Source organism: Muricauda sp. SCSIO 65647, assembly GCF_021534965.1.
Taxonomy (GTDB): Bacteria; Bacteroidota; Bacteroidia; order Flavobacteriales; family Flavobacteriaceae; genus Flagellimonas_A.
Map to the genome: position 1 here is coordinate 3,545,186 of NZ_CP091037.1, position 14,436 is coordinate 3,559,621.

The following is a 14,436-nucleotide window of genomic DNA, read 5'->3' on the forward strand; positions in this document are numbered from 1 at the left end:
ATTTATAATAGTAATGCTTTATATAAACAGAATTTATATATTTATGATTTACCTTAAATAATACCTAATGAAATTAGCGGACCTGTATCAGTAATAGCTGTTGGTGTCCAGCAAATAAGCCTCCATTTCCGCTTGTAGTTCTTGAAAGCGGTTCAAGCAAGCCGTTATTTGCCCTTGTAGTTTTTGTTTGGCGATTTTGCGGGCGTTCAAAATGAGGTCTTGTTGCTCGGCGGCCAATTCCTTAAAGCCATGTTTTAATTGTCCGACTTTGACAAAACATCTATAGTCGGTGGGTTCGCAACGGTATGAGTTCAACTTTTTCAAAAATTTGAACACAATACTTTGGTTGCGCTCGACCTTCATCAAAAGGTGGTCCACATTCGTATATTTCTTAAAGGTTGAGCCTTCCATGGCGACCATAATTTTGTTTACGTCTCTATTTCGTATTTAAATTACGGATTTTTCTTATTCCACAGATTATGACAGCTGTCATCTTTTATAACTTTAACATTATTTAAATTTACTTTGATACAATCTTAATCTAGTGATTCGTAGTTTTCTCCAAGAATATAAATAATCGTAAAATAACGTTTGATATGGATATCATTTTTGAGTACGACAACGTAAAATCAAGTACCCGTTTAGAAGAATTGGCCACTGAAAAGTTAAACAAACTGGGTGAAAAGTATGAGTTTATAGTAAGGGCCTCTATCTTTTTCCGCACAGAAAACAGCTCCTCTTCCGAGACCGGAAAAATTTGTGGTATCCGTATCAGTGTGCCCGGACCCCAATTGTTTGCGCAGTCAAACAGTGAGTCGTTTGAGAGTTCCCTTAAAAAAACCCTTCAAGAATTGGAGCATCAATTGGCAAAGAAGAAAACAAAATTGAAAGCGCATCGATGAACGGCAGTTACGGGCATACATAATACCCCCTAGCGTCACTACAATCGTCACAACCCTGATCCACGCTCCATCTTTCGGCTTCGTAAGTGACCAGACCTGTGCTGGCCTTGAAAGAGATACGTGATGGGCAAATCTGGTTTTGCTGCACGGTCGGCGGCCAACCTGTACAACACTCAATGCACACTTTGTCGCCATTGTTGAAGTAGCGACCCGCTTCGGGCGTCGCTTTTGTAATCTTGTATTGGCAATAGGTCTGGCCCGTCACATGTTGGGAGACCGTCAATCGCCCCAAGTCTTGCCGCTCTTGCGCTGCGAACATGAAAAAAAACGCAAGCAGCATGATCAAGGTGCCCAAAATAATTAAAATCGTTTTTCTGCTCATGGGACATCAAAATTTATAGTATTGAATATGAGATAATTACATGAAATCTGCAAGCTTGTATGTACAAACGGTGGCCAGCACTGTACAAATGGTCGTTCGTAAAATGTGAAGTAAAAAGTATCGACTGCCCAGTGCAGTGGGTTCATGAGCTAGTGGTACATTATTCATGCGCTGTGGTAGCCACCACCCTGAGCACTTTTTCTGAAAAAGGATTTTTTTGAAGCATCGATAACAGTCTTTGTTTTCGTTTTTCTGAAATGTCCAACGTATCCAAAGCCTGTGTTATGGCCATAATACGGGCTTTGTGCTTCTGTTTTAGACTATCCCTTGCTTCTTCTGATAAGTCGATGGCCCATTCGAACTGGGCGACCTGGGTACGGGGTACCCCATCGCTGTACTTTTTTATTTCCTTTTGTGCATTTTGCCCAAACGAAAGTTGTGCAAAAAGCAGAAACAGGCCAAACCATAAAAGAGGGTGGTTCCGCTTCATTATACTAGTGTTCGTCGGGCGACAAGGTATTGATTTTGGTTGAATTGTGCTTGATTTTTGGATATTCGGTAAGTTTTATCGGTATTTTTGAACCAATTGGCCGTATGGCATTCATTTTGCCCCTATCTCAATACCATGAATCATTTTTTTCACGCTTTTCTGATCATTGCCCTTCTGCTCCCCCATAAAGGTTTGGCGCAGCAAGAGGTCCGTATCGCATCCGCTGCCATCACCTTTGAGTTTCCCTCAAAAAAGGTAAAAGGCAGTATCGAAGGCTTCCAATCCAATGCAATCATCGACCGACAGCAGCCCGGTAACTCTGTCTTTGAGGGCTCGGTGGCCGTCAAAACGTTAGATACCGGCATCGGTTTTAGGAATTGGGTCTTGAGGGGTAGAAAGTACTTTGATGAAGATAACCACCCCCAAATACACTTCAAGAGCAACGAGGTGGTCGAACAGAACGGAGCATTTATCGTAAAAGGCACTTTGACCCTCAAAGGAATTTCAAAACCCCTTACCATTACTTTTAACGAACAAGGAAACCGATTGGTGGGCAACGCCTCCCTCTACTCCATCGACCACGACATTAAGATCAAGAAAAAGCGTGAAGACAATCTGGTAAACATAAACTTCGTGTTTGTCTTGGCGGAATAGACCGATTCAGAACAATCGGATTTACCTTTTTTTGAACAGTGCCGTGTAGATTCGCCCTACGGCCCAATTGCCCAAGGGAAAATAAAGGGCAAAAAACAAGGCCATCGCCAAACTAAAATTACGTTCGGTAAAAAACTGGTCCACCAAGTTATTGGGATAGGCATAGGAAGTGCCCAGGGCATAGCCCCCGAACTCTAACAGTCCCATGGCAATGAGGCCGTAGGCGTATTGCTGATGAAATGGTAGTCCACGCAACAATAGTGAAATGGGCACCATATAGAGAATATAGCAGGTAATGACCTGCCACCAAAAGGTAAAACGTGCAATTTCCATCTCGGTACCGAACCAGTTCATGCCCAGGCCCCAAAGGAAATAGACCACACAGTATATCAGCAGCAATCGACGGTCGACGTCTAGCTTTTGTTTGGCCCATTTGATAAAAGCTTCCATTATTTTTCCACTATTTTTTTATCGATAATGGCCAGGGCGTCCTGTACGGTCTGCATGCCATCCATATCATCATTTTCGAGCATGATGTCAAAAGCGTCCTCCACATCCAATACGATATCGACCAGATTGGCCGAGTTGATGTTCAGTTCACTGGTAAAATTGCTCTCAGGTCTGATCTCGTCGACCGAGACGTCGTCGGGCAGGTAGGTCTTGACAATCTCCTTGAGCTTGTCGTACCGATTTTCTTTTTCCATAGTTGTTTTAGTAGTCGCTAAACCTGCTAAAAATAACACAGGTGTTCACATCGCCAAAACCAAAACTGGCTTTTGCCACAATTTTTGGGGAAATGTTGATCGTTTTCTTCGGAATTTTGGATTCCCCTACCCTTTTGGCAATCTCAGGATGCACATCTTCACCATTCACATTACCATAAATGGTACCGTGGTGCAGCTGTAACACGGCCCCTACCGACTCAATACTGCCCGCAGCCGCCAAACAGTGCCCCACATGCCCCTTAAACGAATTCACATAGGGGAAATCTTCGCCATGGCGGTCCAAGGCCTGGCACCAGTTCTCGATCTCGATCGGGTCTTTGGCCGTTGCGGTCAAGTGGCCGTTGATGGTATCGATGGCCGAGCTTGATACCTTGGTGTTTTCAAGGGCCATTTTGACGCACCGTTGTACCGCTTCGCTGTTAGGTGCGGTCATACTGCCGCCATTTCGTTGCCCGCCGCTGTTCACGGCACCCCCAAGCAGCTCTGCATAAATGGTGGCCCCACGTTGTTGCGCGCTTTCAAGTGATTCCAATACCAAGGCCCCTGCCCCACTTCCGGGCACGAACCCCGCTGCCGAGGCACTCATGGGCCTACTGGCCTTTTCAGGGGTATCGTTAAAATTTCTGGGAAGAATGCGCATGGCGTCAAATCCGCCCCATACATACGGACCACTATCACTGCAACTGCCCACCAACATTTTGCTTGCCTGCCCTGAAGCAATGCGTTCAAAGCCCATTAGAAGAGCCTCGGTGCCCGTGCTACAGGCCGAAGAGTTGGTCGTCACCTGATTGCCTGCCCCGATCATACCGCCCAAAAAGGCACTGATGCCACTGGCCATGGTCTGCACCACCGCTGTACTGCCTAAGCGACGTACGTTGCCCTCATCGACCAGATAGATCGAATCGCGAAATTTGTCGACCCCGAGTATTCCCGTACCAAAGATGACACCTGTTTCCCAATCTGTGTTGTTAGATGCATCTAATCGTGCATCGCGCCAGGCATCCATGCCGGCCATCACCCCATAGACAAGTCCGCTGGCATTCAATCCCTTTAGCTGAACATTGGTAAAGTATTGGTTCAAGTCAATGTGGTCAATAAATGGTTTTCCAGCAATTTGACATCCAAATTTTAGTTTTTCCAATTCTGGGAAGAAGGTAATGCCGCTTTTTCCTTCAGAAAGCATTTTTTCAAACTGCCTGAGTCCGACCCCACCGGGCGCACAGACTCCCAAACCCGTGACCACTACCCTATTCTGCATCCATTCTTTTTATTAACATGCCCGATAGCGTACCGCGACAGACCAATTCGTTTTTTTCATTGAACATCTTGACCTTGCACTTCAATTTCTGGAAACGGTAATATACCTTTTCGGAGACCACGGTCACCGTCTCGTTGGGAAATACCGGTAACAAGAATTCCATTTCACTGCTTGAAAGGGCGATTTGTAGCCTTTCGGCTATTGTAGCACTGCTTTCCTGCCCCAAAAGATAGCTGCCCAAGCACACCAGGCCAATCTGTGCGCAGCATTCGGTCAACAATACGCCCGGCGTAACGGGATGGTCTTTGAAATGCCCTTTGTAGCAGTCCATTTCTTGTGAAAAGGTAAATAGTCCCTTGGCACCGTTTTCGTCGACATAAAGTAGTTCATCTACAAATAGAAACGGTTTTGCATAGGGCAGGTTCTGTAAAATTTCCTCTGGTTTCATAGTATTGCTTATACCTGACATCAATCACCTCAGACTTTCGCCCCCATCCACTTTTATGACCGTTCCGGTAATCCATTGTGCTTCTGGCAGGGTCAACAGATATACTGCATCGGCCACATCTTCGGGGGTGGTCAAGCGATTATTGGGATTTCGCTTCAATGCATTTTTTATCAAGGCCCCACTATTGGGGATCATTCGAAACGATGGGGTGTCGGTCAGTCCGGCCTGAATGCAATTTGCTTTTATACCAAGCGGTGCAAATTCCAAAGCCATATTGCGAACAATGGCCTCAAGACTGGCCTTGGCCGCTGAAACGGCTCCATAGCCCTGCAAGGCCTTTACATTGCCCTCACTGGTAAAGGCAATGATTCGGGTATCACTGGCAAATAGTCCTTGTTTGACCAGATCGCCGGTCCACTCATACAGACTGGTGGCCATGGCATTGATGGTCAACGCAAAATCTTGCCCCCGCAAGACGGCTTCGGTGTTGGAATGCATGGGCTTTAAGTTGCCCTTGGCGATACTGTGCACAAGTACCTTTATTTTCTGATCATGCAAAAGTTCAGAAATGGCCAAGATCAACGCTTTGCGTTTCGCTTCATTGGTCGCATCTTCATTGAAGCTATGCAACGCTTGACCATGCTCCCTGATTTTTTGAAAGTGTCGGTCGATACTGTTCTGATCGGTCTTTCGGTCACGATGCACAACGATAAGGCCATACCCTTCTTTTGCCAGTCTTTGGGCCGTTGCAAGGCCCAAGCCACTGCTTCCGCCCAATATCAGAGCCCATTTCTCATTTTCTAAAATCATATACGATTTTTTCTATCGTCAATTTCCGATCTCGTTTCCAATTACCACTCCAACAGCACCCTTTGGGCCGAAAAACCGGGTCCAAAACTCAATATAAGGCCCTGCTCTCCCCTTTTCAGTTGTTTTTCCATAAACCGCTCGAGTACATACAGCACGGTAACACTGCTCATATTGCCATAGGCACGCAGTACTTCTCGGGTCTCTTCAATCGACTTCCCCAATTTACCAAACAATTCATCAACGGTCTGTACGATCTTACGCCCGCCCGGATGAAAAATCAGGTGGTCTACTTTTTCAATGGAGGTACCGTGCTTTTTCAAGAAAGGATGCACGATGGCCTCAAAGTGTGCCGCGATTACCTCGGGCACAGCGGGATCTAAAATCATTTTGAGTCCCGTATTGGTCAAATCGAAGCCCATCATATGGGTCGCCTCGTAAAAATGGTACATTTCTTCACCGATGATGGCCGGGCCTTCTATATTTTCTTCTGATGACAGTAGCACACAGGCCGCCCCATCACCAAAAATAGCGGCACTGACCATATTGGCCATCGAGAAATCTTGGAGTTGAAAAGTAGCGGTCGGACTCTCAACGGCCACAACAGCGGCTCTTTTGCCCGAAGCGCCCCGTAAGAAGTTTGCCGCATAGATCAATCCAGATACCCCGGCCGCGCAGCCCATTTCGGTCACAGGGAGCCTGACCACATCTTGTCGTAGCCCCAAATCGTTGACGAGATAGGCATCGAGTGACGGAATCATGATGCCCGTACAACTGACGGTGATGATATAATCTAACGAATCAGCGCTCCACCCTTGGTTTTCCAATGCCTTTTTTAAGACATTTTTGCCCAAGCGTTTCATTTCTCGTACATAAATGGCGTTTTTTTCTTCGAATGAGGTGGCCGTGAAGACCTCGTCGATGTCCATGATGCCATAGCGGCAGTCTACCCCTGCCCCTTCAAATATTTTGAGCACTTTTCGACGAAAACGTTCTTCTTGATCGGCCAACCAATGTTGCACGTACGGCAATATCGCCTGTGTATCGCGGCTGAAAGGGGGCAGTTCTTTGGCTACATTGACAATTCGGGCCATGGTCATGATCAAATGGGTCGTTTGGTTCGCAAGGTCCATACAAATCGAAAGGCCCATTGCCATTTGATTGTATGGTTTGCATTGGTGACTTGTTCGGACAGTGCATCCAGTTCCGCTTTTTTGAAACCACGCCGTATGGAGACCAGTCCGTCATTTCTGGCAATGGCAGTTTTTAGAAAAAGGAAGCCAAAAAGCATAAAAAGATAGTAGGCGAAGCGATGGCGGTGCAGGTCGTTGATGACCACGCCGATTTTGGCCAGTCTCGAAAAGTTGTTCAGCAACCCTGGAAGCCGTTCATCACCAAAATGATGAAGGGTCAACGTGCAGAGCACTATATCACAAGCATGTTTTTCGTCATTCAGGTGCAAAATATCTCCCTGAACATATTCTATTTCGGGAAAATCCCTTGAAGAGCTGCGGGCGATCATGGCCACATCTTCCCGCAACTCTAACCCTATCAATTTGGCCTGAATCCCTTTTTTTCTTAGGGAAATGGCGAGTTCACGAAGCATTTGGCCATCACCGCAACCTAAGTCCAAAATCGTATACGATTTTTTTTGCACTGTTTTGATGAGCTCGTGCACCGCTTTTATCGTAATACGGTTGCCGCCCAGCCATGCGTTGGCACGATTGATGTCTCGAAAGACCTTTTCAAGGGTGAATAGCTCCAAATCTGGAGCATCCATCCATTCTGTTTCATGACTTCTCAGCGCTAAATCCATCAATTCAAAATTGGTTTCCCATGGGTTCTTGAAATAAGGGTCTGCACTATTTTCTGTGATCGCGCCACCGTACCAATGGCCAATTCAGAAAAGGTCTTATGGAGCAAGATGTGCTGTAGGTACCTTCCCATCACTATTCGTTGTTGAAAATGGTGTTGCCAAAGCGAGGCGTATCGTTTTTCTAAACTTGAAATGGGTGCATGGGGATTTTTCAGGTGCCCCAATACGCTCTCCACAGCGATCTTGGCGCTATGTATAGCCATGGCCATGCCGTTTCCGCACAGTGGATGGAGCATTCCCGCACTATCGCCCAATAGCAATATATGGTTCTCGATCGGGGATTTTCTTCGGAACGAAATTTGGGCAATGGTCAATGGTTTTTCAAAAAGCGGGGTCGCTTTTTCGAGAAAACTTCCTAAAAACGGATTGCTTCCCACTACATTATTGGTAAAAGCGTTCAGGTCTTTTTCCTTTTTGAAACTTTTATATGAGGCCAGGTAGCAGAAATTGACACTGCCTTTCTCGGTTTTTGAAAGTCCGGCATATCCCCCGGTAAAGCTATGCAATCCCACCAAGTGACTAGGATGCCCATCGTACTCGTAATGACATTTGACCCCCAACCAAGGTGAGTTTTTTTTGATGAATGCACGATTCAGTTGCGCATCGAGGTTGCTGCGTTTTCCGAAGGCCCCCAGAACCACTTGTGCGGTTAGGGTACCATTATTTTGCGTGGTGATGGTGAAGATGCCATTTCTATGGACCACGTCGCTCGCCGTATCAAAAAGAAAATCTGCCCCTGCAGCCTGGGCGCAGTCATATAGGTGTTTGTCAAAAGCATAACGGCTTAGGCCGAAGCCACCCAGTGGTAAAGGCGTCTGGATTGATTTACCGGTCTGTGTGCTGAGCTGCAAGGCAGCTATTTCAGCCGGTCTCAAAACATTGATATCGACCCCCAATTGCGACAAGTAGGGCCTTACTTCGTTCGAGACATATTCGCCACAGACCTTGTGCTTGGGATAGCGGTATTTTTCAATGACCAATACCTTTTTTTCTGCCTTGGCCAAATGCAGCACGGCCGTCAGGCCTGCCAGTCCCCCTCCCAAAATAATCACCTCATAGTCGTACACGATATGAAGATAGGCCATAAAAAGAAAAATCCCGACCTCTGAGCCGGGATTCACATAATTTTCACAGCAACAGCTTATCCCTTGGTCTCGCGATATGCTTCTTGTTTAAGTTCATCACTGGCGACAATGGCCAACTCTACCCTTCTGTTTTGGGCTTTGCCCTCAGCGGTATCGTTCGTTGCCTTGGGCTGGGTCTCACCGTACCATTTTGTGGAAAAACGACCGTTTTCGATACCCTTTGCCACCAAGTAATTGGTCACCGATTCGGCTCTACGCTGTGAGAGGTCCCAGTTATAATCTTCTGGCCCTGCACTATCGGTATGGCCTTCGACCAAGATATTGGTCTTGGGGTATTCTTTCAATATATTGGCCAGTTTGTCGAGTGTCTCGGCAGAAGTGCCCTTGACATTCGACTTGTTGGTATCGAAATACACTCCGGCATCTTCATTGAAGGTAACGTTGATGCCCTCACCTACCCTGGTGACCTCTGCACCCGGAATCTCTTCTTCGATACGTTCAGCCTGCCTGTCCATACGGTCGCCGATATAACCACCTGCTGCACCGCCGACCACGGCGCCTATAATCGCACCGAGGGCGGTATTGCCCTTGCCCACGTTGTTTCCGATCACGCCGCCGATCACGGCACCGCCCGCTGCGCCGATGACGGCCCCTTTCTGTTTGTTATTGGCGTTCTTAACGGTACTGCACCCTACGAATAGGCTAAAAACGACCAATAACGCTGTACTTTTTATTACATATCCCTTCATGTCTGATTATTTTTTTGAAAATTCATAAACAATGGTCACAAGCTCGCCATCTACCGTAACATTCGACTTCAGGGTCATCTGCTGTTCGGTCAGGTTGGCAATATCTAGACGGTATCCGGTTCCACCCGAAATATCCTTCCGGTTTTCATCGATATACTTGAACTGTAACTGGCTTAAACGATTGGCCGGCTCTACCACTGACCATCTGAAAAAGCGATCACCTCCTTGACAAAGGCTTCCGCCCTTTATAGTGTACCGACCGGTACTGTTGTTGTCCCTAAAAAACCAGTCACTTCCCTCAAAGCATATATCGCGTGAGTCACCAAAAATGACGGACTGAAAGTTACCGCTGTTGTTTTCGTAGGAAATATTGTCTAACGACCAGCTACCGCTGAATAAATTTCGCTGTGTTCTTGCCGATTTGCTGACAGAGCAACCCGTTGCAAGAAATCCGGCCGCCAATACCACCAAAAATACTTTTTTTACCATATGATTTTATTTAGTTCTGAACTATATACGGTTAAGACACATAAAATGCCTTTGAAGGTCGTTAAGGTAATGTTAAAATAGACAAAATGAAGAATGCTCTCGATTCCCATCTGCACTATAGTTCTAATAATCAAGTAATTCGAGCAAAGCTGTTTCAAAACGTTTTTTTGGCAGGAAATGCTCTTCAAGGTTTTTGGCAAAAGGTACCGGGGTCTCTAAGCTGCCGACACGCCTTATGGGTCCGTCGAGATGTTCGAAGCAGTTTTCGGTGACCAGGGCAGAAATATCGCTGGCAATACCGCTGAACAATGTGTCTTCATGCAGTATGATAAGTTTGCCCGTCTTTTTTACCGAGCTGAAAATACTTTCGGTATCCAATGGCTGCAACGTACGAAGGTCTAAAAGGTCTGCCTCGATCTCGGGATATTTGTCAAGGGTCTGTAGCGCCCAATGTACGCCCGCACCATAACTGACGATGGTGATCTGACCGCCCTCACGTAGCAGGTTTGCCTTGCCGAACGGAAGCGTATAGTACCCCGTGGGCACATCACCATATATGCTTCGGTACAGCCCTTTGTGTTCAAAGAACAGTACGGGATTGGGATCGTTGATGGCGGTGGCCAATAGCCCCTTCGCATCTGCCGGAAAAGCGGGGTACACCACTTTCAATCCCGGAGTCTTGGTAAACCATGCCTCGTTGGTCTGCGAATGGAAGGGTCCGGCTCCCACTCCGCCTCCACAGGGCATTCTTATGACCACATCGGCATTTTGGCCCCAACGATAATGCACCTTCGCCAAATAATTCACGATCGGATTGAAACCAGAGCTCACGAAATCGGCAAACTGCATCTCGACCACCGATTTCATGCCATTGATGGAAAGCCCCATAGCAGCTGAAACGATGCCCGATTCACAAATGGGGGTGTTACGCACTCTTTTACGGCCAAATTCTTTTACAAATCCCTCCGTGATCTTGAAGACGCCCCCGTATTCTGCAATATCCTGCCCCATGATGATCAGCTCTTCGTGTTGTTGCATCGATTGACGGAGCCCTTCTGAAATGGCATCGACCAAGCGAATATTGTTTACTTTATTGTTAGGACTAATTTCTTGATAATTATACTCTTTATATACATCATTTAATTCTTTTGTTTCATTAAAAGATGTCGGTGTTTCATCGAAGGCCAGTTTGAGGTTATCGTCTATTTCGTGAATGATTTTCTTTTTGATGGCTACCTCTCTTTCTTCGGTCAGAAGGTTTTCGTTGCGAAGAAATTCCAAATAATTTTCCAAGGGGTCTTTGGCGGCCCATTTTTCCATAAGATCGCGGGGCACGTATTTGGTGCCACTGGCCTCTTCGTGACCGCGCATTCGAAAGGTTTTGAACTCGAGCAATACTGGCCTGGGGCGTCTTCTCATGGCCTTGCACAATTCATTGACCTTGGTGTAGACCTCCAAAATGTTGTTGCCATCGATAATTCGCGACTCCATGCCATAGCCCTTGGCCTTATCGGCCAAATGTTCACAATTGTACTGTTCGTCGGTCGGGGTCGAAAGACCATAGCCATTGTTCTCGATACAGAAAAGCACAGGAAGGTTCCATACAGAGGCCACATTCAGCGCCTCGTGAAAATCACCCTCACTGGTGGCCCCTTCACCTGTGAAAACAGCCGTTACCCGTTTCTTTTTGCGTAGCTTATCGGCCAAGGCGATACCATCGGCCACGCCCAATTGTGGGCCCAAATGTGAGATCATGCCCACTATTTTATGCTCTTGGGCGCCGAAATGAAAGCTGCGGTCACGGCCATTGGTAAAACCGTTGGGCTTGCCCTGCCATTGCGAGAACAGGCGGTTCAACGGAACGTTTCGTGTAGTGAAAACCCCTAGGTTTCGATGCATGGGCAAAATATACTCTTGGTCTTTCAGGGCACTGGTCACGCCAACAGAAATGGCTTCTTGTCCGATGCCGCTGAACCACTTTGAAATTTTGCCCTGACGAAGCAAGATCAGCATTTTTTCTTCTATCATTCGGGGTTTCAGCATCTTGGTGTAAAGCGAAACCAAGGTTTCCGGATCTAGATGGCCAATGTGGTATCTCATGTGGTCTGATAAGCGGATGTAAAAGTAGTAAAAACGGCACTACTAAGAGCAGCAAAAGGTTATGCAAGATTATGTACCTTTGAGCGAACAAAAATGCAAGCCATGAGTGCCATTCCCAGTGTAGATTTACGTGATTTTGTGTCGGGCGACCCCCAACGCAAAGAAAAATTCATCAAAGAAATCGGTGCTGCATTCGAAGAAATCGGATTTGTCGCCCTTGGCGGACATTTTCTTTCAGATGAACTGGTCGATAAACTGTATGCCGAGATCAAAAAGTTCTTTGCCCTGCCCCAAGAGGTGAAAGACAAGTATGAAATTGAGGGTATCGGTGGGCAAAGGGGCTATACTTCCTTTGGAAAAGAATCGGCCAAGGGCCGAAAAGTAGGTGACCTGAAAGAGTTCTGGCATTTTGGGCAATATGTGCAGAACAATCCCAAACTGGAAGCGGAGTATCCTGACAATGTACATGTCGAAGAGCTGCCCAATTTCAATGAGGTCGGCAAAGAAACCTACCAAATGCTCGAAAAAACCGCCCAGTATGTACTTCGTGCCTTGGCCCTTCATCTCGATCTCGATGAGAATTATTTTGACGAGTACATAAAGAATGGAAATTCTATCTTACGCCCCATCCATTATCCACCCATTACGGAGGAGCCCAAAAATGCGGTACGGGCGGCGGCCCATGGTGATATTAACCTTATCACCTTGCTGATGGGAGCCCATGGCAAGGGGCTGCAGGTACAGAACCATGAGGGCGAATGGGTCGATGCCATAGCGAAGCCCGACCAGTTGATGATCAATGTGGGCGATATGCTCTCACGGTTGAGCAACAACAGATTGAAATCGACCATACACCAAGTGGTGAATCCACCGCGGGAGCTTTGGGGCACTTCGCGTTATTCGATTCCTTTCTTTATGCACCCGATCAGTGAAATGCCATTGAATTGTTTGGAGAACTGTATCGATGGCGACCATCCAAAACTGTTCCCTGACACGACAGCAGGTGAGTTCTTGCATGAGCGCTTGATCGAACTGGGATTGATCAAAAAATAGCGTATATGGACCTTCAAGACCAGCTAAGGAATCTTTTCCCCGACCACGTTCCAGAAGAAAATCCCTCTGAAACTCCCCAAAAATCAGAATTTTGGTTACAAGACGACCCGATCATCTGCAAGTATGAAAAACGAAAGGGCAAACCGGTGACCATTTTGGAAGGTTACAACGGGGCCGATGACGATTTCAAGAAATTGGCAAGGGCCCTGAAGTCTTATTTAAGCGTTGGGGGCAGTCACAAAAATGAGAAAATCATCATTCAGGGCGATTACCGAGATAAGATCATGGCCTTTTTGACCGAGCACGGTTTTAAGGTAAAACGCGTCGGCGGTTGAGGGTTTGTGATACCTTCAATTCAAGAAGGTTGCGTGCGATAGTGTTAAATTATGGACTGAGCATCAATGTTTTAGAAAAATTATTTTCATTTTTTTTCCGTAAACACTACATTTATCAATTCTAACCAACGAAAACTACTACCGAAAATGAAATCGCTGTTGCACATTACCAACGGAGACAGTTTCACAAGTAGATTACAATCCCTACCCCTGAAGGGAGACATCATCACCTGGCGCGAGATGCTTTGCGAGGGTAAGACCCTGAGCAATGTGGGAAGTGAATCTTTTTGGAAAACCCGTTTCGAATTTTTGAACAAGAACTACAAGATCTCAAAGTCTTGGTTTGTAGAAAAGACGCTGAAAGAATACCGTTCTCTCTGTAACCACAAACAACAAGATAAGATTGTGCTTTGGTTTGAGTACGATCTTTTCTGTCAAATCAATATGTTGGCCGTGCTAAGTTGGTTAAAGACGCACCGTCGACATGCCGAGATATCTTTGGTCTGCAGCGGAAAAGTCGAAGGATCGGATGAGTTGCACGGACTCGGTGAACTGAGCGATGACCAACTGATGGAGCTTTATGAAAGTAGGATAGAGTTGACCCAAGACGATATCGAGTATGCAGACTATGTCTGGCAACTATACTGTAGCGACAACCCGATCAGGCTTGAAAACCTTTTGGATTTTGATGACGATTTTCAGTTCGACTATCTGCCCGACGCCATCAGGGCGCACCTTAAACGTTTCCCTGCCATTAAAAATGGGCTCAACGCACTGGAAAACAAAGTGCTCGATACGGCCCATAATGGTAAGTTCTCCACTCGCCGTGAGCTGCTTGGGGGGGTGCTGCAACAAAATGATATGTACGGTTATGGCGATACCCAATATGACCGTATCATTACTTCGTTGCGACCGCTTTTTTCGTCTTTCAATCCTGTAAAACTGACCAAAAAAGGCAAAGAAGTACTGCAGGCACAAACCAATTTTTATGCCCAATTGCGCAACAATGACGCCTATCTCGGCGGGGCCCTTAAATACAGTTTTCTTTACAACACCGCAAACGACCGTATTCTAAAATTATAA

Annotated in this window: 19 protein-coding genes; 5 read left to right on the forward strand and 14 right to left on the reverse strand. The window is 46.4% G+C overall.

What is annotated here, in order from left to right:
• Positions 1-87: 87 nt before the first annotated feature.
• Entirely contained in the window at positions 88-411 is a 324-nt protein-coding gene (locus L0P89_RS15740) for a hypothetical protein (protein ID WP_235266070.1), read from the reverse strand.
• Positions 412-596: 185 nt separating this feature from the next.
• Here L0P89_RS15740 and L0P89_RS15745 point away from each other — a divergent pair, with 185 nt between their 5' ends.
• Complete coding sequence (locus L0P89_RS15745; protein WP_235266071.1) at positions 597-902, forward strand: HPF/RaiA family ribosome-associated protein; 306 nt, start codon at positions 597-599, stop codon at positions 900-902.
• 7 nt (positions 903-909) lie between these two features.
• Here L0P89_RS15745 and L0P89_RS15750 read toward each other — a convergent pair whose 3' ends face one another.
• Both L0P89_RS15750 and L0P89_RS15755 read right to left on the reverse strand, forming a co-directional pair.
• Positions 910-1,284, reverse strand: coding sequence for a hypothetical protein (locus tag L0P89_RS15750; protein ID WP_235266072.1), 375 nt, complete (start codon positions 1,282-1,284; stop codon positions 910-912).
• 160 nt (positions 1,285-1,444) lie between these two features.
• Positions 1,445-1,774 (reverse strand): hypothetical protein, encoded by a 330-nt coding sequence (locus L0P89_RS15755; protein ID WP_235266073.1) that lies wholly within the window; start codon positions 1,772-1,774, stop codon positions 1,445-1,447.
• 135 nt (positions 1,775-1,909) lie between these two features.
• On the opposite strand from L0P89_RS15755, the gene L0P89_RS15760 reads away from it, so the two are divergent.
• Entirely contained in the window at positions 1,910-2,428 is a 519-nt protein-coding gene (locus tag L0P89_RS15760; protein WP_235266074.1) for a YceI family protein, read from the forward strand.
• A gap of 21 nt (positions 2,429-2,449) precedes the next feature.
• Here L0P89_RS15760 and L0P89_RS15765 read toward each other — a convergent pair whose 3' ends face one another.
• From L0P89_RS15765 to L0P89_RS15815, 11 genes are all read right to left on the reverse strand, one after another.
• Entirely contained in the window at positions 2,450-2,878 is a 429-nt protein-coding gene (locus L0P89_RS15765) for a hypothetical protein (RefSeq protein WP_235266075.1), read from the reverse strand.
• A complete protein-coding gene (locus tag L0P89_RS15770; RefSeq protein WP_235266076.1) occupies positions 2,878-3,132 on the reverse strand; it encodes an acyl carrier protein in 255 nt (84 codons plus the stop codon). The genes L0P89_RS15765 and L0P89_RS15770 overlap by 1 nt, the downstream gene beginning before the upstream one ends.
• A 7-nt stretch (positions 3,133-3,139) precedes the next feature.
• Positions 3,140-4,411, reverse strand: a complete 1,272-nt coding sequence (locus L0P89_RS15775) for a beta-ketoacyl-[acyl-carrier-protein] synthase family protein (RefSeq protein WP_235266077.1) — start codon at positions 4,409-4,411, stop codon at positions 3,140-3,142.
• A complete protein-coding gene (locus L0P89_RS15780; protein WP_235266078.1) occupies positions 4,401-4,859 on the reverse strand; it encodes a 3-hydroxyacyl-ACP dehydratase FabZ family protein in 459 nt (152 codons plus the stop codon). Before L0P89_RS15780 ends, L0P89_RS15775 begins: the two co-directional genes overlap by 11 nt.
• Before the next feature lie 24 nt (positions 4,860-4,883).
• Complete coding sequence (locus L0P89_RS15785) at positions 4,884-5,669, reverse strand: SDR family oxidoreductase (protein ID WP_235266079.1); 786 nt, start codon at positions 5,667-5,669, stop codon at positions 4,884-4,886.
• Positions 5,670-5,710: 41 nt separating this feature from the next.
• Complete coding sequence (locus L0P89_RS15790) at positions 5,711-6,760, reverse strand: type III polyketide synthase (protein WP_409557577.1); 1,050 nt, start codon at positions 6,758-6,760, stop codon at positions 5,711-5,713.
• Positions 6,761-6,768: 8 nt separating this feature from the next.
• Complete coding sequence (locus tag L0P89_RS15795; RefSeq protein WP_235266080.1) at positions 6,769-7,482, reverse strand: methyltransferase domain-containing protein; 714 nt, start codon at positions 7,480-7,482, stop codon at positions 6,769-6,771.
• On the reverse strand, positions 7,482-8,663 hold the full coding sequence (locus tag L0P89_RS15800) for an NAD(P)/FAD-dependent oxidoreductase (protein ID WP_235266081.1): 1,182 nt from the start codon (positions 8,661-8,663) through the stop codon (positions 7,482-7,484). The genes L0P89_RS15795 and L0P89_RS15800 overlap by 1 nt, the downstream gene beginning before the upstream one ends.
• A gap of 20 nt (positions 8,664-8,683) precedes the next feature.
• Positions 8,684-9,376 carry an OmpA family protein gene (locus tag L0P89_RS15805; RefSeq protein WP_235266082.1) on the reverse strand — a complete coding sequence of 231 codons (693 nt, stop codon included), beginning with the start codon at positions 9,374-9,376 and terminating at the stop codon, positions 8,684-8,686.
• A gap of 6 nt (positions 9,377-9,382) precedes the next feature.
• The gene (locus L0P89_RS15810; protein WP_235266083.1) at positions 9,383-9,865 is read right to left on the reverse strand and encodes a lipocalin family protein; all 483 of its coding nucleotides are present in this window, start codon (positions 9,863-9,865) and stop codon (positions 9,383-9,385) included.
• A 123-nt stretch (positions 9,866-9,988) separates the two neighbouring features.
• A complete protein-coding gene (locus L0P89_RS15815; RefSeq protein ID WP_235266084.1) occupies positions 9,989-11,965 on the reverse strand; it encodes a thiamine pyrophosphate-dependent enzyme in 1,977 nt (658 codons plus the stop codon).
• A gap of 102 nt (positions 11,966-12,067) precedes the next feature.
• Between L0P89_RS15815 and L0P89_RS15820 the strand changes: the two genes are divergently transcribed.
• From L0P89_RS15820 to L0P89_RS15830, 3 genes are all read left to right on the forward strand, one after another.
• Entirely contained in the window at positions 12,068-13,018 is a 951-nt protein-coding gene (locus tag L0P89_RS15820) for an isopenicillin N synthase family oxygenase (RefSeq protein WP_235266085.1), read from the forward strand.
• 5 nt (positions 13,019-13,023) lie between these two features.
• Positions 13,024-13,353, forward strand: coding sequence for a translation initiation factor (locus L0P89_RS15825; RefSeq protein ID WP_235266086.1), 330 nt, complete (start codon positions 13,024-13,026; stop codon positions 13,351-13,353).
• Positions 13,354-13,500: 147 nt separating this feature from the next.
• A complete protein-coding gene (locus tag L0P89_RS15830; RefSeq protein WP_235266087.1) occupies positions 13,501-14,436 on the forward strand; it encodes a DUF1835 domain-containing protein in 936 nt (311 codons plus the stop codon).

Excerpts from the sequence above, each read along its gene's own strand:
- L0P89_RS15785 (WP_235266079.1), bottom strand. The coding sequence starts at position 5,669 with ATGATTTTAGAAAATGAGAAATGGGCTCTGATATTGGGCGGAAGCAGT.
- L0P89_RS15790 (WP_409557577.1), bottom strand. The coding sequence starts at position 6,760 with ATGGCCCGAATTGTCAATGTAGCCAAAGAACTGCCCCCTTTCAGCCGC.
- L0P89_RS15815 (WP_235266084.1), bottom strand. The coding sequence starts at position 11,965 with ATGAGATACCACATTGGCCATCTAGATCCGGAAACCTTGGTTTCGCTT.
- L0P89_RS15760 (WP_235266074.1), top strand. The coding sequence starts at position 1,910 with ATGAATCATTTTTTTCACGCTTTTCTGATCATTGCCCTTCTGCTCCCC.
- L0P89_RS15795 (WP_235266080.1), bottom strand. The coding sequence starts at position 7,482 with ATGGATTTAGCGCTGAGAAGTCATGAAACAGAATGGATGGATGCTCCA.
- L0P89_RS15765 (WP_235266075.1), bottom strand. The coding sequence starts at position 2,878 with ATGGAAGCTTTTATCAAATGGGCCAAACAAAAGCTAGACGTCGACCGT.
- L0P89_RS15750 (WP_235266072.1), bottom strand. The coding sequence starts at position 1,284 with ATGAGCAGAAAAACGATTTTAATTATTTTGGGCACCTTGATCATGCTG.
- L0P89_RS15805 (WP_235266082.1), bottom strand. The coding sequence starts at position 9,376 with ATGAAGGGATATGTAATAAAAAGTACAGCGTTATTGGTCGTTTTTAGC.
- L0P89_RS15825 (WP_235266086.1), top strand. The coding sequence starts at position 13,024 with ATGGACCTTCAAGACCAGCTAAGGAATCTTTTCCCCGACCACGTTCCA.
- L0P89_RS15820 (WP_235266085.1), top strand. The coding sequence starts at position 12,068 with ATGAGTGCCATTCCCAGTGTAGATTTACGTGATTTTGTGTCGGGCGAC.
- L0P89_RS15745 (WP_235266071.1), top strand. The coding sequence starts at position 597 with ATGGATATCATTTTTGAGTACGACAACGTAAAATCAAGTACCCGTTTA.
- L0P89_RS15755 (WP_235266073.1), bottom strand. The coding sequence starts at position 1,774 with ATGAAGCGGAACCACCCTCTTTTATGGTTTGGCCTGTTTCTGCTTTTT.
- L0P89_RS15830 (WP_235266087.1), top strand. The coding sequence starts at position 13,501 with ATGAAATCGCTGTTGCACATTACCAACGGAGACAGTTTCACAAGTAGA.
- L0P89_RS15775 (WP_235266077.1), bottom strand. The coding sequence starts at position 4,411 with ATGCAGAATAGGGTAGTGGTCACGGGTTTGGGAGTCTGTGCGCCCGGT.
- L0P89_RS15780 (WP_235266078.1), bottom strand. The coding sequence starts at position 4,859 with ATGAAACCAGAGGAAATTTTACAGAACCTGCCCTATGCAAAACCGTTT.
- L0P89_RS15810 (WP_235266083.1), bottom strand. The coding sequence starts at position 9,865 with ATGGTAAAAAAAGTATTTTTGGTGGTATTGGCGGCCGGATTTCTTGCA.
- L0P89_RS15740 (WP_235266070.1), bottom strand. The coding sequence starts at position 411 with ATGGAAGGCTCAACCTTTAAGAAATATACGAATGTGGACCACCTTTTG.
- L0P89_RS15770 (WP_235266076.1), bottom strand. The coding sequence starts at position 3,132 with ATGGAAAAAGAAAATCGGTACGACAAGCTCAAGGAGATTGTCAAGACC.